The organism is Kitasatospora sp. NPDC091335 (assembly GCF_044757205.1).
Classification (GTDB): Bacteria; Actinomycetota; Actinomycetes; order Streptomycetales; family Streptomycetaceae; genus Kitasatospora.
Window position 1 is genome coordinate 241,578 of sequence record NZ_JBIVUM010000006.1, and the last position, 18,475, is coordinate 260,052.

17 protein-coding genes are annotated in these 18,475 nt (G+C 76.4%); 6 read left to right on the top strand and 11 right to left on the bottom strand.

Going from position 1 to position 18,475, the window contains the following annotated elements:
* The first annotated feature begins 16 nt into the window (after positions 1–16).
* Entirely contained in the window at positions 17–310 is a 294-nt protein-coding gene (locus tag ACIQOW_RS16720) for a hypothetical protein (protein ID WP_401085030.1), read from the top strand.
* A gap of 89 nt (positions 311–399) precedes the next feature.
* Here ACIQOW_RS16720 and ACIQOW_RS16725 read toward each other — a convergent pair whose 3' ends face one another.
* On the bottom strand, positions 400–1,980 hold the full coding sequence (locus ACIQOW_RS16725; RefSeq protein WP_401085033.1) for a glycerol-3-phosphate dehydrogenase/oxidase: 1,581 nt from the start codon (positions 1,978–1,980) through the stop codon (positions 400–402).
* Complete coding sequence (locus ACIQOW_RS16730) at positions 1,977–2,639, bottom strand: TetR/AcrR family transcriptional regulator (protein WP_401085036.1); 663 nt, start codon at positions 2,637–2,639, stop codon at positions 1,977–1,979. The genes ACIQOW_RS16725 and ACIQOW_RS16730 overlap by 4 nt, the downstream gene beginning before the upstream one ends.
* Before the next feature lie 74 nt (positions 2,640–2,713).
* Between ACIQOW_RS16730 and ACIQOW_RS16735 the strand changes: the two genes are divergently transcribed.
* Both ACIQOW_RS16735 and ACIQOW_RS16740 read left to right on the top strand, forming a co-directional pair.
* On the top strand, positions 2,714–4,282 hold the full coding sequence (locus ACIQOW_RS16735; RefSeq protein WP_401085039.1) for an FAD-binding oxidoreductase: 1,569 nt from the start codon (positions 2,714–2,716) through the stop codon (positions 4,280–4,282).
* Positions 4,279–5,187, top strand: a complete 909-nt coding sequence (locus tag ACIQOW_RS16740) for a diacylglycerol kinase (RefSeq protein ID WP_401085042.1) — start codon at positions 4,279–4,281, stop codon at positions 5,185–5,187. The genes ACIQOW_RS16735 and ACIQOW_RS16740 overlap by 4 nt, the downstream gene beginning before the upstream one ends.
* A 145-nt stretch (positions 5,188–5,332) precedes the next feature.
* Here ACIQOW_RS16740 and ACIQOW_RS16745 read toward each other — a convergent pair whose 3' ends face one another.
* The 3 genes from ACIQOW_RS16745 to ACIQOW_RS16755 all read right to left on the bottom strand — a co-directional run bounded on the left by ACIQOW_RS16745 (position 5,333) and on the right by ACIQOW_RS16755 (position 7,350).
* The gene (locus tag ACIQOW_RS16745; RefSeq protein ID WP_401085045.1) at positions 5,333–6,250 is read right to left on the bottom strand and encodes a DUF6891 domain-containing protein; all 918 of its coding nucleotides are present in this window, start codon (positions 6,248–6,250) and stop codon (positions 5,333–5,335) included.
* Positions 6,251–6,408: 158 nt separating this feature from the next.
* Complete coding sequence (locus tag ACIQOW_RS16750) at positions 6,409–6,711, bottom strand: DUF6342 family protein (protein WP_401085047.1); 303 nt, start codon at positions 6,709–6,711, stop codon at positions 6,409–6,411.
* 207 nt (positions 6,712–6,918) lie between these two features.
* Positions 6,919–7,350, bottom strand: coding sequence for a hypothetical protein (locus tag ACIQOW_RS16755; RefSeq protein WP_401085050.1), 432 nt, complete (start codon positions 7,348–7,350; stop codon positions 6,919–6,921).
* Between the two features lie 316 nt (positions 7,351–7,666).
* On the opposite strand from ACIQOW_RS16755, the gene ACIQOW_RS16760 reads away from it, so the two are divergent.
* Positions 7,667–8,815 (top strand): Cmx/CmrA family chloramphenicol efflux MFS transporter, encoded by a 1,149-nt coding sequence (locus ACIQOW_RS16760; protein ID WP_401085053.1) that lies wholly within the window; start codon positions 7,667–7,669, stop codon positions 8,813–8,815.
* A gap of 61 nt (positions 8,816–8,876) precedes the next feature.
* On the opposite strand, the gene ACIQOW_RS16765 is transcribed toward ACIQOW_RS16760, so the two are convergent.
* From ACIQOW_RS16765 to ACIQOW_RS16785, 5 genes are all read right to left on the bottom strand, one after another.
* Entirely contained in the window at positions 8,877–10,235 is a 1,359-nt protein-coding gene (locus ACIQOW_RS16765) for a DUF2252 domain-containing protein (protein ID WP_401085056.1), read from the bottom strand.
* A gap of 133 nt (positions 10,236–10,368) precedes the next feature.
* On the bottom strand, positions 10,369–12,894 hold the full coding sequence (locus ACIQOW_RS16770) for an FtsX-like permease family protein (protein ID WP_401085058.1): 2,526 nt from the start codon (positions 12,892–12,894) through the stop codon (positions 10,369–10,371).
* The gene (locus tag ACIQOW_RS16775; protein ID WP_401085061.1) at positions 12,891–13,772 is read right to left on the bottom strand and encodes an ABC transporter ATP-binding protein; all 882 of its coding nucleotides are present in this window, start codon (positions 13,770–13,772) and stop codon (positions 12,891–12,893) included. The genes ACIQOW_RS16770 and ACIQOW_RS16775 overlap by 4 nt, the downstream gene beginning before the upstream one ends.
* Before the next feature lie 105 nt (positions 13,773–13,877).
* The gene (locus ACIQOW_RS16780) at positions 13,878–14,672 is read right to left on the bottom strand and encodes an aminotransferase class IV (RefSeq protein WP_401085064.1); all 795 of its coding nucleotides are present in this window, start codon (positions 14,670–14,672) and stop codon (positions 13,878–13,880) included.
* Complete coding sequence (locus ACIQOW_RS16785; RefSeq protein ID WP_401085066.1) at positions 14,665–15,663, bottom strand: GNAT family N-acetyltransferase; 999 nt, start codon at positions 15,661–15,663, stop codon at positions 14,665–14,667. Before ACIQOW_RS16785 ends, ACIQOW_RS16780 begins: the two co-directional genes overlap by 8 nt.
* 166 nt (positions 15,664–15,829) lie before the next feature.
* Here ACIQOW_RS16785 and ACIQOW_RS16790 point away from each other — a divergent pair, with 166 nt between their 5' ends.
* Positions 15,830–17,104: a hypothetical protein gene (locus ACIQOW_RS16790; protein WP_401085069.1), complete on the top strand. Its 1,275-nt coding sequence runs from the start codon at positions 15,830–15,832 to the stop codon at positions 17,102–17,104.
* On the top strand, positions 17,011–18,123 hold the full coding sequence (locus tag ACIQOW_RS16795; protein ID WP_401085072.1) for a glycosyltransferase family 4 protein: 1,113 nt from the start codon (positions 17,011–17,013) through the stop codon (positions 18,121–18,123). The genes ACIQOW_RS16790 and ACIQOW_RS16795 overlap by 94 nt, the downstream gene beginning before the upstream one ends.
* Here the strand turns inward: ACIQOW_RS16795 and ACIQOW_RS16800 are convergent.
* Positions 18,095–18,457 carry a hypothetical protein gene (locus tag ACIQOW_RS16800; RefSeq protein ID WP_401085075.1) on the bottom strand — a complete coding sequence of 121 codons (363 nt, stop codon included), beginning with the start codon at positions 18,455–18,457 and terminating at the stop codon, positions 18,095–18,097. The genes ACIQOW_RS16795 and ACIQOW_RS16800 overlap by 29 nt on opposite strands.
* Positions 18,458–18,475: the final 18 nt, after the last annotated feature.

Consider the following 18,475-nt stretch of genomic DNA (forward strand, 5'->3'; position numbering starts at 1 on the left):
GTCGCCGGAGGTCCCGATGCGCCAGCGGTACAGCTTCCACCTCGACCAGGACGGGCACTCGGTGACCGTCAACGTCCGGTCCGGCTGGATCACCGAGACCGAGCTCCTGGTCGACGGCAAGGAGTGCGCCTTCCACCGTGTCCACGGGCACGGCGTCTACCCGCTGACCCTCGCCGCCCAGGTCGCCGAGGAACCGCCGGAGCCGCTCGCGGTGCGACTGGACCGCACCGGCCGGACCGAGCACCCGCTCTCCTGCGTCCTGGAGATGGCCGGCGCCGAGCGCCCGATGCCCGAGCGCACGGCGCGCTGAAACCGCTCGTTCGGGTGGTTTGCCCATGAATGCCACGAAACCTTACGATCCGGGCCTGCTCCCCTTCCCCCGCGCCGCGGCCTGACGCGTCAGCCCGTCAGGCCCTCCCCGAGGCGCTCCGCCACGATCTCCTCGACGGCCTGCCGGGCCCGCTCGGCGTCCTCGGCGACCAGCCCGATCCTGGTCCGGCGGTCCAGCACGTCGGCGGCGTCCAGCGCGCCCTCGTGGGTGACGGCGTGGGCGATCTCGGCGCGGGTCACGTCCAGGCCCTCCGCGACCGGCGTCAACTCCCCTGCCGCGATCACCTCGTGGCCCGCGCCGCCGTGGCGGGCCGACAGCGAGGACAGCACCTCCGCCCCGGAGAGCGAGCGGCTGTCCCGGTGCCCGGGGGCGCCGATCAGCGGCAGCCTGGCCGTCCAGCAGGCGCGGGCGGGCAGGCCGCGCAGCCGGACGGCGGTGTCCACCGCGTCCTCGGCCATCCGGCGATAGGTGGTGAGCTTGCCGCCGACCACGGTGATCACCCCGGACGGGCCCTCCAGCACCGCGTGCTCGCGCGAGATGTCGGCGGTGCTGCCGTCCCCGGTGTCGATCAGCGGGCGCAGCCCGGCGTAGGCGCCGCGCACGTCCGACCTGGTCAGCGCGGTGGCGAGGGCGGCGTTGACGGTGTCGAGGAGGAAGGTGAGCTCGGCCTCGGTGGGCTGGGGCTCGTCCGGGACCGGGCCCGGGGCGTCCTCGTCGGTCAGTCCGATCGCCACCCGGCCGAGCTGCTGCGGCAGCGCGAAGACGAACCTGCTGGTGGAGCCGGGCACCGGCACGGTGAGGGCGGCGGTCGGGCCGCCGAGCGCCGCCGCGTCCACCAGCAGGTGGGTGCCCCGGCTGGGCCGGAGTCTGATCGAGGACTCCACCTCGCCGGCCCAGACGCCGGTGGCGTTGATCACCGCGCCGGCCCGGACGGCCAGTTCCCGCCCGGTCAGGGTGTCGACCAGCCGGGCCGAGGTGCCGGTGACCCGCTCCGCGCGCACCCTGGTCAGCACGCTCGCGCCGTACTGCGCGGCGGTCCTGGCCAGCGCGACCACCAGCCGGGCGTCGTCCACGAGTTGGCCGTCGTGGGCGACCAGCGCGCCGCGCAGCCCGTCCGTCCGCACGCCCGGGACCAGCGTGCGGGTCCGGGCGGCGTCGATCCGGCGCACCCGGGGCAGCAGCGCGCCCGGGGTGCCGGCCGTCAGGCGCAGCGCGTCCCCGGCGTGGAAGCCGGTGCGGATCAGCGCGGCCTGGCCGGGGCGCAGCAGGTCCGGGAGCAGCGGTACGAGTTGGGGCAGCGCCCGGATCAGGTGCGGGGCGGTGCGGGTCATCAGCACGCCGCGCTCGACCGCGCTCTCCCTGGCCACCCTGATCCGCCCGGAGGCGAGGTAGCGCAGGCCGCCGTGCACCAGCTTGGAGCTCCAGCGGCTCGTCCCGAAGGCGAGGTCGCGGGCCTCGACGAGCACCGTGCGCAGACCGCGCGAGGCGGCGTCCAGGGCCACCCCGGCGCCGGTGACGCCGCCTCCGATCACCAGGAGGTCGATCCGGGCGTCGTCGCCGAGTGCTTCGAGCTCCAGCGTGCGGCGGGCGGCGTCGAGTCGGGAGGTTCCGGCGTATGGGCCGGCGTGCGGGCCTGCGGTGGGGGTCACGGCGCGAGGTATCCGTTCAGTGCTCTGGCCAGTTCGCGCCGCCAGGCCGCCTCGGGCAGCAGGGAGGTGACCATGCGGTGCGACTGGACGGTGGACTGGGCGATCAGCAGGACCATGGCGGCCAGTTCGAGCGGCTCGCCGGCCCGGACCGAGCCGTGCTCCTGGCCCCGTTCGATGCCGGAGCGCAGCGCCTCCAGCAGGCCGCGCTGGCTGGCGCCGAGCCGCTCGACGACGTACTGGAGCAGCAGGTCGGAGTCGTCGGAGCGGAGCAGTGCGCCGAGCACCGGGTGGTCGCGCAGCCGGACGGCGACCTCCACCACCCGCTCGACGAAGGTCTCCCGGTCGCGGACGTCCAGCTCGGTGCCCTCCAGGGTGGCCAGGATCTCCCGGGTGAGCAGGGCGCCGATCACCGCCCGGACGTCCGGCCAGCGGCGGTAGACGGTCGGGCGACTGACCCCGGCGCGGCGGGCGATCTCGGACAGCTGGGTGCGGCGCACGCCGAGGTGCACGATCAGGTCGGCGGCGGCGTCCAGGATCGCGTCGTCGGTGCTGCGGGCCCCGGGTGGCCGGCCCGGCCCCTGGGTCCGGTCCGATGTCGGGGTCCGGCCCGATGTCGGGGGCTGGCCTGGCGTCTGAGGCTCGGCGTTACTACTTGACATGATGTGTGAAACTGTAACGCATGGCACCTGAGACGCAAGCGGGACCGGCCGGCGCCGCACTTCCGCTCCCCCCGATGAAGTGGGACGCCTGGGGCGACCCGGCGCTCGCCAAGGAGCTGTCCGCCGACATCAAGGGACTGCTCGCCGCCGCCCTCGGCGTCACCGGGGACGCCGCCCCCGGGCCGAGCGCCGAGGAGGTCGTGCTGCGCCCGTCCCGGATCGCCGCCGAGGACCTCAAGGCGCTGGCCGACGCCGTCGGCGAGGCGCACGTCAGCGCCGCCGACGCCGACCGGCTGCCCCGCGCCGGCGGCAAGTCCACCCCCGACCTGCTGCGCCGCCGCAGCCGCGAACCGCAGGACGCGCCCGACGCCGTCGTGCTGCCCGGCACCGAGCAGGAGATCGCCGCCGTCCTCGCGGTGTGCGCCGAACGCCGCGTCGCCGTCGTCCCGTTCGGCGGCGGCACCAGCGTGGTCGGCGGCCTCGACCCGGAGCGCGGCCCGTTCGAGGCCGTCGTCTCGCTCGACCTGCGCCGCTTCGACCGACTGCACGACCTGGACGAGACCTCCGGCGAGGCCGTCCTCGGCGCGGGCCTCACCGGCCCGGCGGCGGAGGCGCTGCTCGCCGAACGCGGCTGGGAACTCGGCCACTACCCGCAGAGCTTCCGCTACGCCACCATCGGCGGCTTCGCGGCCACCCGCTCCTCCGGCCAGGACTCCGCCGGGTACGGGCGCTTCGACGAGATGGTGCGCGGGCTGCGCGTCGTCACCCCCGCCGGGGTGCTCGACCTCGGCCGCGCCCCCGCCTCGGCCGCCGGCCCCGACCTGCGCCAGCTGTTCCTCGGCGCCGAGGGCACCCTCGGCGTGATCACCGCCGTCCGGCTGCGCGTCCACCCGCTGCCCGCCGTCAAGGCGTACGAGGCGTGGAGCTTCCCCGACTTCGCCACCGGCACGGCCGCGCTGCGCACCGTCGAGCAGCAGGGAGCGGGCCCCACCGTGATCCGGCTCTCCGACGAGGCCGAGACCATGATCAACCTGGCCATGACCGAGCAGATCGGCGGCGCCCCCGCCGTCACCGGCTGCCTGGCCGTCACCGTCTTCGAGGGCGGCGCCGCCCAGGTCGCCGCCCGGCAGCGGCTCACCCGGGACACCCTGCTCGCCGCCGGCGGCACCTCGCTCGGCGAGGCCCCCGCCCTGGCCTGGGAGCACGGCCGGTTCAACGCCCCCTACCTGCGCGACTCGCTGCTCAGCGCGGGCGCGCTGTGCGAGACCCTGGAGACCGCGGCCGGCTGGAGCCGGCTGCCCGCCCTGCGGGCCGCCGTCACCGAGGCACTGACCGGGGCCCTGCCCGGCTCCCTCGTGCTCTGCCACATCTCGCACGTCTACCCGACCGGCGCCTCGCTCTACTTCACCGTCGTCGCCGCGCTCGGCGAGGACCCGCTCACCCGCTGGGGCGCCGCCAAGCGCGCCGCCGGGGACGCCATCCTCGGCGCGGGCGGCACCATCAGCCACCACCACGCCGTCGGCGCGGACCACCGGCCCTGGATGACCGAGGAGGTCGGCGAACTGGGCGTGCGCATCCTGCGCGCCGTCAAGGCCGAACTCGACCCGGCGGGCATCCTCAACCCCGGCAAGCTGATCCCGTGACCGGCGTGAGAACCGTCCGCAGGGTCGCCGTTCTCACCAACCCGGCGGCGGGCATCGGCCACGCCGAACCCGCCGCCCGCCGGGCCACCGCCCGGCTGCGGGCCCTCGGCGTCCAGGTCGAACCGCACGCCGGACGCTCCCCCGAGGACGCCGTCCGCCTCGCCCGCGAGGCGGCGGCGGACGGCATGGACGCGGTGGCCGTGGTCGGCGGCGACGGCATGATCAACCTCGCCCTCCAGGCACTGGCCGGCACCCCCGTCCCGCTCGGCGTGATACCGGCCGGCACCGGCAACGACCACGCCCGCGAGTACGGCCTGCCGCTCGGCTCCCCCGAGGACGCCGCCGACGTCATCGCCGCGGGCCGCACCCGCGGCGTCGACCTCGGCCGGATCACCGGCCCGGACGGGACCGTCCGCCGGTACGGCTCCGTCCTCGCCACCGGCTTCGACTCCCTGGTCAGCGACCGCGCCAACCGGCTGCGCTGGCCGCGCGGCCGGATGCGCTACAACCTGGCCATCGTGGCCGAGTTCGCCAACCTGCGCCCGCTGCCCTTCCGCATCACCCTCGCCGACGGCACCGTCATCGAACGCGACCTCACCCTGGCCGCCGTCGGCAACACCCGCAGCTACGGCGGCGGCATGCTGATGTGCCCCGCCGCCCTCCCCGACGACGGGCTGCTCGACCTCACCCTCGTCGACGCCATGCCCCGGCTGCGCATCGCCCGGTTCTTCCCCACCCTCTTCAAGGGCACCCACGTGGGGTACCCCGAAGTCACCACGCTGCGCACCGAGTCGCTGCGGATCGAGTCACCCGGCATCACCGCCTACGCCGACGGGGAGTTCATCACCTCACTCCCGGTGGAGGTCGCCGTGGAGAAGGACGCCCTGCGGGTGCTCGTGCCGTGAGAAGGTGACGCCGTGGTCCGGCCCGACCGGGCGGGCCACGGCGACGGACCACCTCGGACGCGCCCTGACGGCCGCCGGCCTCGGCCTCACCGACTACTGGCGCTGGGCGCGCCGGACCTGACCGCCCGTCCGCCGGAGGCCTCCCTCACCCGCCGAGGCGGCGGCGCCACAGCAGCGGGCGTATCTTGATCGCCTGGGACGGGGCACCGTTCCAGACCGTCGGCAGGCCGGCCGCCGCCAGGGCGGCGACCACCTCGTGCCCGACGGCGACGGTCGTCTCCGGGGAGCCGTCGAAGCCGCCGTACAGCAGGGACAGGCCCCGGCCGAGGGCGGCGGACTCGGTGGACTGGGAGTGGAAGTAGACGAAGCCGCGGGCGCCGGAGGCTCCGGCGGCGCCGATCTCGGCCTCGCCGCAGGAGCGGCAGCAGGAGAAGTCCTCCCGGGCCGTGATGCCGGCGGCCTCCAGGGCGGCGAAGGCCCTGGTGAGGCGCTCCGGATCGGTCTCGCCGACCCAGCCGGTCTGCTCGCCGACGCGCTCCAGCCAGAGCCGGTCGGCGAGTTGCTCGGCCTGGGGGCGCGAGAGCGGGCGGCGGTCACCGGAGACCAGGTGCTCCTCGGCCTGTTCGGCGAGCCGGGCGCGGTCGGTGTAGCCGCAGGCCAGAGTCAGCCGCAGCCGCTCCTCCACGTCCCGGCGCTCGCCCGCGTCCAGGTCGAGCGCCGGCACCGCCTCCGGTGCCGGGCCCAGGTCGAGCGGCTGCCAGTCGAGGCCGTCGTCCCAGCCCACCGCGCCGCGCGCCCAGCCCGTCATGACCTCGGCCACCCGCTCGGGATCGGACAGGCTCACCTCGAAGTGCCGCTCGCCCGAACCGTCGCGGTGCTCCAGGGTGTAGTCCTCGCCGTCGGCGTGCCACACCTGGACGTACACGTCGGGCAGGTCCGGTATCCGCTCCACGACCAGGAAGCGGTCGTCCGGCGCGCCGATGCGCCGGACCATCCCCGCCAGTTCGTCCGCGGTCACCCTCAGGTGCCGCGTCTCGTTCCTCTGCACCGCGATCGCCAGCATGGGGCCACCCTTGCACGTACCACTGACAATCCCGGCGGCCGATCGCGCAGTTCAGGCCCGGTGCACCCGGTGACGAACGGCCGCAACGGCCGCAACGGCGGAGGCCCGCACGCTCCGCGGAGCGCGCGGGCCTCCGGGCCGCGGGGCGGCGCACCCGCCTAGAACTTCAGGCCGCCCCACTGCTCCTGGGTCACGCCGCCCGCCAGGTACAGGTTGCCCTCCGAGTCCAGGATCGCGACGAACTTCTTCGTGCCGCCCCAGTGGGTCGTGAAGTAGAACTTGTTCTTCGCGTGGTCCACTTCCAGGTTGGTGTTGATCGACAGCTCGATGCTCTGCGGGCCGCTGACCAGCACGTCCCTCTTGGGTGAGCTGTCGTAGACCCGGTTCTGCGTCAGCTTGACGCGGCCGTTGGCGTCGCCGCTCTTCACGTCCGACGCCACGCCGAGGTCGATCTCAGGCATGGAGACCCTCCCCTGCGGTCCCGCGGGGCCCCTGAGGACAAGCCCGCTCTCCAGTGGAATCAACTTCGTTGCCAGGTGAGTCACTTGGCCACCTGGACCGATCGGAAATCTACACAGTCCGGCCATGGAATCCGCGCCTCCGTTTGAAAATTTCCGATACGAGTCAAAAACGAACAAGCATTGACCGATTTTGCTCGCTCGGAAACCTCAGGAGCACCACAGGCCCCATCTGTCCCAAGGGAGTCGGTAAACGGAAGGGGCCCACGCACTCCGGTGAGTGCGCGGGCCTCGGTGCCGCTTCGGGACCGACCGCAGGCGCCAGGCGGGCCGCACCCTGCCGGAGCTCTCGGCGAGGGCCGGCTCTCCGCTGTCGGGGTCGACGGTGTAGACGCGGTAGCCCGCGTCGGTGGTGATCCGGATGTGGTCGGCGTCGGACCACCGCGCCGAGACGAACTCCCCATCTCCCGGGATCTGCTGCTGGACCGTCAGGACCGACCAGCGGCGGGCCGAGGGGCCCGTCCCGGTCTCCAGGCCGACCTGGAAGGTGTTGCTCTCCCGCTCCGACTGACCGCGGTTGACCACGGTCAGCGGCAGCAGCGCGGTGGCGGCCAGGATCCCGCCGATTCTCACACGATTCATCGAACCCCCTTGCGGGGCACCCTAGACGGCCCGCTCCTCCGGACGAATCCGGGAGGCCCCGCTCCGGCGCGACGGGCTCCGGGGCCACCGGAAAACCGGATGCTCCGGCGGCGGACGGTCGGGTAGCCTGCGGGGCATGTCGAGCCCTGAGGCATCCAGGGTGGGGGCTTTCGGTCACGCGCCGTCAGCCCCCTGAAACCCGGAGACCCCGAACCACCGAGGTCCGGGCGAGCGCCGCGCCCGCGCCGCCCGGGGGCTGAGCGTGCGGTGACGAGACGTCCTGTCCTCGTTCCCACCGCCTCCTCGGAGCCTCTCGATGCCCCTTCCGCTGTATCTGCTCGCCCTGGCCGTGTTCGCCATGGGCACCTCGGAGTTCATGCTCGCCGGGCTGCTGCCCGGCCTCGCCGCCGACCTCGGCGTCACCGTCGGTACGGCCGGCGGGCTGACCTCGGCCTTCGCGGTCGGGATGGCCGTCGGCGCGCCGCTGACGGCCGCGCTCGCCCGCAACCGGCCGGGGCGCGGCAGCCTGCTCGGGTTCGTCCTGGTCTTCGCGGCGGCCCATGCCGCCGGGGCCCTCACCGGGAACTTCCCGGTGCTGCTCGCCACCAGGGTGGTCGCCGCGCTCGCCAACGCCGGGTTCCTGGCGGTGGCCCTGACCACCGCCGCCGCCCTCGTCCCGGCGGACCGCAAGGGGCGGGCACTCGCCGTGCTGCTGTCCGGGACGACGGTGGCGACGGTCGCCGGTGTCCCCGGCGGGGCGGTGCTGGGCGCGCTGTTCGGGTGGCGCGCCGCGTTCTGGGCCGTCGCGCTGCTCTGCCTGCCCGCCGCCGCCGGCATCGCCAAGGGCCTTCCGCCCGTCGCCACTTCGGCCGGCGGGCGCCCCGCCCCGGCGCTGCGCGCGGAGGTCGCCGAGCTGCGCCGCCCCGGCCTGCTCCGCGCGATGCTGCTCGCCGCGCTGGTGAACGCGGCGACCTTCGGCGGCTTCACCTTCCTCGCCCCCGTGGTGACCGGCCCCGCCGGGCTCGGTGAGCTGTGGGTACCGGTGGCGCTGGTGCTGTTCGGGACCGGGTCGTTCGCCGGAGTCACCGTCGCCGGGCGGCTCGCGGACCGCCGCCCTGGCCTGGTCCTCGCCGTCGGCGGCCCGCTGCTGCTGGCGGGCTGGCCCGCCCTGGCCGTCCTGGCGGGCGTACCGGCCGCGCTGCTGCCGCTGGTGTTCCTGCTGGGTGCGGTGTCCTTCGCGGTCGGCGGCACGCTGATCACCCGGGTGCTGTACGAGGCGACGGGTGCCCCCACTCTGGCGGGGGCCTACGCGACCGCCGCGCTCAACCTCGGCGCCACCGCGGGGCCGTTGCTCGCCGCCGCCACCCTCGGCACGGCGGCCGGCGACCTCGGGCCGTTCTACGCCGGCGGGCTGCTGGTCGCGGCGGCGCTGCTGGTGGCGACGGTGCGGCCGCGGGTCGGCTGAGCCACGGGTGGCGGTACGGGAAGAAACGGGGGGTACGGGGCCGGGCGCGGTGGGCCCCGGTTCACACCCCCCGCGTCGCCGCCACCCGCCCGTCCGCGACCGCCGCCACCAGCCGGCCGTGGTCGGCCGCCGTCCGGTCCGCGTAGCGCAGCGCGAAGTCGGCGACGGCCTCGGCGAAGGTGTCCGCGCCGCCGAGGTAGCCGGCGATGGCCAGGCGGTCGCCGGTGCGGGCGTGGGCGCGGGCGAGGGTGCGGCCGCAGAGGTCGGCGTAGGCCCGCAGCCCGGCGGGCCGGAAGTCGGAGATGTCCGTGGAGCCCTTCATGTCACGCAGTTGGCGGCCGTAGAAGTGGCGCCCGGCGGGGCCCGTGGTCCAGCCGAGGAAGATGTCGCTGGCGGCCTGCATCAGGTGCTGTCCGGTGACCACCCGGCGGCCGCCGTGGTGGACGGTGACCTCGGCCTCCGGCCGCAGCGGCGGCAGGTGTTCCTCCAGCACCGACCGGCCGGCCTCCTTGAGCTGGAGGAACAGCGGGTCGCGGCCGCCCTGGCCCTCCAGCAGCACGATGTAGCAGCGGGTGCCGACGCTGCCCACACCGACCACCTTGGTCGCCGCGTCCACGAAGCGGTAGCGGTCCAGCAGGACCCTGCGGTCCTCCGCGAGGGTCGACCGGTAGTCGCTGAACACCTTGCCCACGCCGCGCAGTTCGGTCCGCTTCAGCGGCTCGATCAGCGGCGGCTCGCTGACGATCCGGCGCCGCCCGTCCCGTTCCTCGGTGAGCTTGCCGAAGGCCTGGAGGCTGGTGCGGCGCCGGGCGTGCGCGAACTCGGCCTCGGCCCGCTCGCGCTGCCTCGGCCTGCGCAGCAGCGCCGGCAGGTCGGCGGTGTCCACCCGGGCGTACCAGACGTCGAGTTCGCCCCTGCCGGCCAGCTTCCGCATCGCGCCCGCGTACCCCTGGACGGCGGCGAGCGCGGCCCTGCGCGCCTGCCGCTCGTCCTGGCCGTTGTCCCTGGCGGCGACGGCGACGCTGGCGGCGAGCCGCTTGACGTCCCACTCGAAGGGGCCGGGGAAGGTCTCGTCGAAGTCGTTGACGTCGAAGAGCAGCGCGCGCTCCGGCGAGGCGTACACGCCGAAGTTCAACAGGTGGGCGTCGCCGCAGAGCTGGACGGTGAGGCCGGTGTTCGGCAGGGCGCCGAGGTCGGCCGCCAGGACGGCGGCGGCGCCGCGCAGGTAGGCGAACGGGCTGTCCGCCATCCGCCCGTGGCGGATCGGCAGCAGCCCGGCGACCCGGTCCTCGCCCTGCCGCTCCAGCACGCCGAGCGGGTCGGGCCGGTCGGCCGCGGGGATCCACCGGCCGTGGGCGGAGCGGGAGACCCGCTCCCGGGCGGCCCGGCCGTGCCGGCGGCGTTCGGCGGGGGTGGTCATGCGGCGGCTCCGGGCGTCGGCGGGTCGCGGGTCCTTTCCGGCGACGCTAGGACAGGAGTGCGGGAGGGCGCACCGCACGCCCTCCCGCACTCCGCCGTCCGGGTGAACCGGGCGGCCCTCCACCCCCGGCCCGCTACTGCCGTGCCGCGCCCAGCGCCGCCGGCCGGGTCCGCAGCAGGGCCCGGGCCGGCAGCCCGGTCGCCCCGAGGCAGAGCAGCACGGCTCCGGCGGCCAGCGGCAGGACGAGCGTCGGCGGGACGTACGGGGCGGAGTTGGCCACGCCCCTGGCGACCGGCACCAGCGTGAGCGCGGCGATCGCGGCGCCGACCGCGAGCCCGGTCGCGGCCACCAGCAGCGCCTCCCAGCGCACCATGCCGCGCACCTGGCGCCGGGTGGTGCCGGCCAGCCGCAGCAGCGCGACCTCGCGGCGCCGGTCCAGCACCGTCATCACCAGGGTGTTGGCGGCGCTGACGGCGGCGAACCCGCCGAGCACGGCCGCCATCACGGTGTTGGCCCAGCCGCTGAGCTCCAGATCCTTGTCGGACTGGGCGACGAAACCGGCCCGGTCGGTCACCGCGGCGCCGGGCAGCGCGCCCAGCCCGGCGGCCACCGCCGTACGGTCGGCGCCCGGCGTGGTGGCGACCAGCACCTGGCTGTCGTACCCGGCGGTGACGTGCGCGGCCACCGCGGCCCGCGGCAGCAGGGCCTGGCCGACGCCGAGCCCGCGGTCGTACACCGCGACCACGGCGGGCCGCGCGGCGGTGCCGTCGCCGAGCCAGAGCGGCACCCGGTCGCCGACCTTCGCGCCGAGCGAGTCGGCCAGGGTGGCGCTCAGCGCGATGGTGTCGGGGGCGCGGCCGAGATCGGCGAGCGCACCGCTGCGCACGCCCAGGTCGAGCACCTTCGGCAGCCGGGCCGGGTCGCCGTCCACGGCGAGCACGGGGGCGGAGCCCAGCATGCCGCCGTTCTCGTAGACCACTCCGGTGCGCAGCACGCCGACGGCGGCTGCCACACCGGGCACCCCGGCGGCCTTCCCGGCGGTCCCGGCCGGCAGGCCGGGGCCGGTGGCGCCGATCACGTGGTCGGCGGTGACGCCGGCCCTGACGTTCTCGCCGGTGGTGTGGCTCACGGTGCTCTGGAGGATCAGCAGGGTGCCGCAGAAGGCGGTGACCAGGACGATCGGGGTGATCGCCGAGGCCAGCCTGCGGGCGTTGGCGCGGGTGTTGTCGGCGGCCAGCGAGCCGGACGCGCCGCCGGCCCGCAGCGGGGCGCCGAGCACCACCGCGGCGATCCCGGCCAGCCAGGGGCCGAGCAGGGCGACGGCCATCATGAAGCACATCACCACGCCGAGCGCGGTCTGGGCGGCCTTGGTGCCGTCGAGGGCGTTGGCGAGGCCGGCGGCCACGGTGCCGCCGACGGCGAAGAGCAGGCCGAGGACGGTGCGCACCCTGCCGGGGCGGGGCGCCTCGACGGCGGCCTCGCCGAGCGCCTGGGCGGCGCGCATCCGGGACGGCCGGCGGGCGGCCAGGAAGCCGGCGGTCAGCGCGGCGAGGGTGCAGACGAGGACGGCGGCGAGCATCGGGACCGGACCGACGTCGAGGCGGACGTCCGCGGGGACGGCGCCGCGGTCGACCAGCTGGCCGAACCACCAGTGGGCGAGGGCCAGTCCGGGCAGGATGCCGAGCGCCGCGGCGAGCGGCGCGACCAGCATCGCCTCGGTGGCGATGGTGCGGCGGATCTGGCGCGGGGTGGCGCCGACGGCGCGCAGCAGGGCGAACTCGCGGGCCCGCTGGCCGGTGGCGAGGGCGACGGTGCTCATCACCACGAAGACCGCGGTCATGGTGGCGTAGCCGCCGAAGGTGCCGCCGAGGGCCATCAGCATGCTGCGGGCGCCGCCGAGGGCGGGGTGCTCGACGGAACCCCGGTCGTCCCCGGTGAAGGTCCTGGCGTCGCCGCCGACGGCCTGGCGGACCTGGGCGGCGAGCTGGGCCGTGGGCACGCCCTCGCGGGGCTGTACGGCGATGGCGTCGATCCGGCCGGGGTGGCCGGAGAGGCGGTCGGCCGTGGCGTCGGCGAACCAGGCGGTGGGGCCGGCCTGCTGGGCGGCGGCCAGACCGGAGACCCGGTAGGTCGCGGTGCCGCCGGGTGCGGTGAGCGCGAGGCTCGCGCCGGGCGCCAGGTGGGCGGCGCGCGCCGTGCCGGCGTCCAGCACCACCTCGTTCGCGCCGGGCGCGCGGCCCTCGACCAGTGTGTCGCCGGGACCGGCGATGCCGAGCGCGGCGAAGCCCCGGCCGGTCATGGCCGGCGCCTGGCCGGCGGCGGGCAGCGGGAAGGCGGTGTCGGGGCGGGCGGCCGCGACGCCGGGCAGGGCGGTCAGCCGGCCGACCAGTGCGGCGTCCGTCCGGGCCCGCTCCGGGGTGGCCTGCTCCTGGGTCTCGGTGCCCTCGCCGACCTTGCGCTCGATCTTCACCGCCTGGTCGGCCGCGACCACCACCGGGGCGGCGGCGTAGCGGTCGGTCTCCAGGCTCGCGGTCAGGCCGGTCTGGAGCAGCGTGCCGCAGGCCACCACCACGGCGGCGCCCAGCAGCAGGGCGACCAGGGTGCCCACGAAGGACGCGGGGCGGAAGCGCACCGAGGCGCGCGCGAGTCCGTTCGTCACGCCGCCACTCCCACCGGGCGGGCGGTGAGCGCGACCATCCGGTCCGCGACGGCCTGCGGGCTCGGGTGCGGCAGGTCGTCCACGATCGCGCCGCCGGCCAGGAACAGCACCCGGTCGGCGAAGGAGGCCGCCACCGGGTCGTGGGTCACCATCACCACGGTCGCGCCCATCGAGTCCACGGCCTGCCGCAGCAGGCCCAGCACCTCGTGCGCGGTGCGGGTGTCCAGCGCGCCGGTCGGCTCGTCGGCGAACACCACGTCCGGGCGGGTGATCAGCGCGCGGGCGATCGCCACCCGCTGCTGCTGGCCGCCGGACAGCTGGCCGGGACGCCGCCTGGCGTGCTCGCCCAGGCCGACCCGGGCGAGCAGTTCCCGTGCCCTGGCGCGGTCCTGGCGCTCCCCGGCGAGGCGCTGCGGGAGCAGCACGTTCTGCTCGACGCTCAGCGAGGGCAGCAGGTTGAAGGACTGGAAGACGAAGCCGATCCGGCTGCGGCGCAGCTTGGTGAGCCGGTCCTCGCTCAGTGTGGAGATGTCCTCGCCGCCGAGCCGGACCTGCCCCTGGTCCGGGCGGTCCAGGCCCGCCGCGCACTGGAGGAAGGTGGACTTGCCGGAACCGGACGGGCCCATCACGGCGGTGAAGCTGCCGTGGGCGAGCGCCAGGTCGACGCCGCGCAGTGCCTGCACCGTCGCCTCGCCGCGCCCGTAGGTGCGGCGCACCCCGCGCAGCTCGATCGCGGGGGCCTGGTGCGGGGTGCCCGTGGAGGGGAAGCCGGTGGAGGAGGAGGTGCCGTGGCCGTACCCGTCAGGGCCGTACGGGGCTCCGGCGTACGGGTCCGTCCCGCGCTCGTCGGTCCTGCGGCGGTCTTGGCGGCGTGCCATGGAGGGGCCTTCCTTCGGTTCTGCGTCGCTCGTCGTCAACGTCCTCCAACCTAGGGAGGACGGGACGCGCGAACCATGCAGGTCACCGGCGGACCGGTGGTGGGGTTATCCCCCCACCTCCTCGGCGGAGACCCCCAGGTAGGCGGCCCGCAGCCCGGCGAGCGCCGGGTGCGCGGGGTCGAAGGCCGTACCGTCGACGGCCGCCAGCGGGCGCACCCCGACGCCCGCGTTCACCGCGAACGCGGCGGTGAAGCGGTCCAGCCCGGCCGCGGGCAGCCGTTCGCGGGACTGCGGCCCCCGGTACGCGGCGGACAGCAGCGCCTCGGTGACGCCGGGCAGGCTCGGGCCCTCCGGCCAGACCAGCTTGTCCTCGGCCAGGAAGCCGACGTTCCAGGTCGCGCCCTCGACCACCAGGCCGGCGTCGTCGACCAGCAACACGTCGTCGTAGCCCGCGAGTTGGGCCAGCCTGCGCTGGTGGACCAGGCCGAACAGGCCGACGTGCTTCACCTCGGGCAGCTCCCGCCGGTACGCCGTGGTGCGCACCCGCAGCGGGGCGGGTGCGGCCGTCGCGGCCGGGCGGGTGGTCACCAGCAGGGCGGGCGCGGCGGGGGCGGCGGGGCGCTCCAGGCCGAGCGCCGGGTCGTACACCGTGACCCGGACGATCACCGGCGCGCCGTCGGCGGGCAGTACCGCGCCGATCCGCTCGCGCACCGCCGCCCGGTCCAGGGCGGTACCGAACAGCACCCGGCAGTCCCTGACCAGCCGGTCCAGGTGCAGCGACAGGCCGCGCACCCGGCCCGCCTCGGCGCGCAGCGTGGTGAAGTGCCCGTAGTTGAGCAGCCCCAGGGCGGCCAGCCGCGCCGGGTCGGCGGGGGCGCCGTCGATCTCGATCTCAGCCATCCCCCGAGTCTGCCAGCTGCGGGGACGGCGGCGGGGCGGGCTCCGGCAGCGGCACCGGGCGGTACGGGCTCACCACCGGACGGCCCGCCGCCCTGGCCACCCGCTCGAACTCCTCGATCCGACGGGCCAGGCCCTCCGGCTCCCCGGCGTCCGACCAGCGCCACGCCTCCGCCCACCACTGCGGGCCGCGCACCAGCGGCCGTCCGGCCAGCGCCAGGCAGAGGGCCAGCGTGGAGCGGGCGTACTCGTGCACCCAGCCGTCGCAGCCCCGGTAGTCCGCCGTCTCGTCCAGCCGCAGCCAGCGGCCCTCCTGCCCGGCGGCCAGTATCGGCACCCAGCCGCGCAGCCGGTCGGCGACCAGCAGGAGCAGCCGCCCGTCCTCCTCCCGCACCCGGTGCACGGGGAGTCGGGGCATCCGGGCGAAGGACAGCGAGCGCTTCCAGCCCACCACCCACAGGCCCCGGCGCAGGTAGTAGCGGACCGCCGGCTGCCAGGCCCAGTGCGCCTCCAGCCGGAACCCCGGCAGGCCCTCGGCGGTGGCCGCCGCGTACACCTCGTCCAGCGCGGAAGCCGCGAGCCCGCGCCCGCGCGCGGCCGGGGTCACGTAGAGGGAGGAGACGGCCAGTTGGCTCGGGCCCTTGGTCCAGTTGTCCACCGCGACGGTGCCCACGACCGCGTCCGCACTGGCGTCGGCGCCGGTGTCGGTGTCGGTGTCGGTGTCGGCACCGTCCAGGATCCAGTAGCGCCGGCGGTACAGCTCTCCGCCCGGCCACTCCCGCCCGCTCTCCCCCAGCCGCTCCCGCCACCCGCGCTCCGCCCGCGGCGCCAGCCCGTCCGGGTCCACCCGCTCGCCCAGCTCGCCCTCCACCAGGGACGCCAAGTCCCAGAGCGCGAACCGCCGTTCCTCCCCCGGCCCGACCGCCCGCAGCCGCGGCCCCGCCGCCAGCCGGTCCTGCGCCCGCTCCACCGCCGCACCCCACGACCTCCGCACACGCCGAGGATAGCGGCCGGGCACGGACCATCAGTAGCCCGACGGCCACCGAACGTCAGCGCGGGCACCCGGGGTGTCGTGGGCGGGCCGGTGGTGGGGGAAACCCGACCACAGGACTCGACCTGGCCGTGATGACCCCGCTGAGCTGCGCCGATGCAATGGAGGGGTGACGAAGCGGACGTACTGGTGGTGCGGCGGGTGGCTGGTGGCGGCGGGATGGGCGGGGGCGTTTCCGGTGGTGTCCGGGCTCGGGCCGCACCGGAGTTGGGGGCTCTGCGCGGCCGTCGGGTACCTGGCGGCGGCGCTCGCCGTGGTGGTGCCGCGGCGGCGCGGGCGCGAGGTGTCGGTGGCCGTCGCGGCCGTCGGGGCGGTGCTGGTGCCGCTGCTCGTCCTGGTCCTGGACGGGCGGGGGCAGAGCGAGGTCGGGGTGATCGAGCGTTCCGGGTCGCTGCTGCTGCACACCGGCACGCCGTACCTGGCCGACCCGCAGACCGTCGCCCAGTACTCCCCCTACCTGCCCGGGCTGGCCCTGCTCGGTCTGCCCAGGGCGCTGCTCGGCTCCTCGCCGCTCGGCGACGCCCGGCTCTGGTGCGCGGCGGTGTTCCTGGTCTGCGTGCTGCGGACGGTCCCCGCCGGGCGCAGGCTCGGCGCCGCCGCGCTCACCGTCTCACCGGTGGTGGCGCTGCCGCTCTGCGTCAGCGGGGTGGACCTGCCGCTCACCGGACTCCTCTGGCTCGCCCTGGTCCGCGCCGCCGAACGGCGGCCGGTGGCGGCCGGGTCGGCACTGGCCGCCGCCTGCGCGATGAAGTGGACGGCCTGGCCCGCGCTCGCCGTGCTCGCCGCCCTGCTCGCGGTCGGCGCCGGACGGCGCGCGGCACTGCGCGGGACGGCCGTCGCGGTGGGGGCGGCGACTCTCGCGGTGCTGCCGGTGGCGCTGCGGGCACCGGGGCCGCTGGTGGAGCAGGTGTTCGCCTTCCCCACCGGGCGCGGCCCGCTGCCGACCCCGGCCGCCAGCCCGCTGCCCGGACGGCTGCTCGCCGGCCTCGGCCCGGCCGGCTGGTACGCCGCCGTCGCCCTGCTGCTGCTCGCCGGGCTCGCCGTCGGGGCCTCGCTGCTCACCCGCCCGCCCCGCACCGCGGCCGCCGCGGCGCACCGGCTGGCCCTCGGGCTGGCGGCGGCCTTCCTGCTGGCGCCCGCCGGACGGTTCGGCTACCTCGCGCTGCCGCTCGTCCTCGTCCTGCTCTCCCGCTCCCTCACCGCTCCGAAAGGCCTGCCATGGGCACCACCCTCGTCGTCACCAACGACTTCCCGCCGCGTCAGGGCGGCATCGAAACCTTCGTCCGGGCCATGGCCGACCGCGTCCCCGGCGACGACGTCGTGGTCTACACCTCGGCCGAGCCCGGCGCCGAGCGCCACGATGCCGCTCTCCCCTACCCGGTGATCCGCGACCGCTCCCGCACCCTGCTGCCCACCCCGCGCGCCACCCGCAGGGCCGCCGGAATAGCCCGCGCGCACGGCTGCGACCGGGTCTGGTTCGGCGCCGCCGCGCCGCTCGCCGCGATGGCGCCCGGTCTGCGGCGGCTGGCGCCGGGCATCCGGCGCACCGTCGCCACCACGCACGGCCACGAGATCTGGTGGGCCCGCACCCCCGGCGCCCGCGGCCTGCTGCGCCGGATCGGGCGCGGTACGGACGTGGTCACCTTTCTCGGCGAGTACACCCGCGCCAGGATCGCACCCGCGCTGGGGCCCGGCGCCAGGCTGGCGCGGCTGGTACCCGGCGTCGACCCGGCGCTCTTCCGGCCGGCCGGCGGCGGGGACCCCGCCCCCACCGGGGCGCCGTCCGCCGCACCGGTGGTCCTGTGCGTGGCGCGGCTGGTCCCGCGCAAGGGCCAGGACGTGCTGATCCGCGCCCTGCCCGCGATCCGCCGGGCCGTGCCGGGGACCACCCTGGTGCTGGTCGGCCGGGGCCCGGACGAGGACCGGCTGCGGGGCCTGGCCCGCCGGTCCGCCGAGCCGGGCAGCGTGGTGTTCACCGGCGGCCTCGACCACGCCGGGACGGCCGTCCACTACGCCGGGGCGGACGTCTTCGCGATGCCCTGCCGCACCCGGCGGCTCGGTCTGGAGGCCGAGGGTCTCGGCATCGTCTTCCTGGAGGCGGCCGCAGCGGGCCTCCCGGTGGTGGCCGGCCGCTCCGGCGGCGCCCCGGACACCGTCCTCGACGGCGTCACCGGCACGGTCGTCGACGGCCGCGCCCCCGCCGAGGTGGCCGCGGCCCTGACCCGCATCCTGCTCGCCCCGCCCGCCGAGCGCGCCCGGATGGGCGCGGCGGGGCGGCGCTGGGCGGAGGAGCACTGGACCTGGGAGGCCTCGGCGCGGCGGCTCACCGACCTGCTCGACCCGGGCGTGCCCCTGCCGGAGCCAGCCGCACCGGTCACTCCGGCTGCCCGCGCAGGTGCCTGACCAGCCGTGCGATCGCGGGCGCCCCGCCGTTGGCCAGGACCGCCGCCACCCAGTTCCGCGCCTGGCCCGCCAGGTCGTCCCGGCTCGGGCAGGAGAAGCTGAACAGCCAGACGTGGGCGGACAGATCGCGCTCCGACAGTGCCCGCCACTCCTCGCCCCCGGCCTCGGCCAGCCGGTCCGCGCAGGCCGCCAGCGCCTGGTCCCCGTCCCCGCCCCACTCCTGCCGCAGCCACAGCAGGAAGTTCGTCTGGGCGGTCGTGCTGTCGTCCCTGGTGGCCTCACCCTTCAGCAGTCGGTTGACGATTGCGCTCTGCGGTTCCCGTGTCCTCGCCATGACGCCATCGTTCCGGCA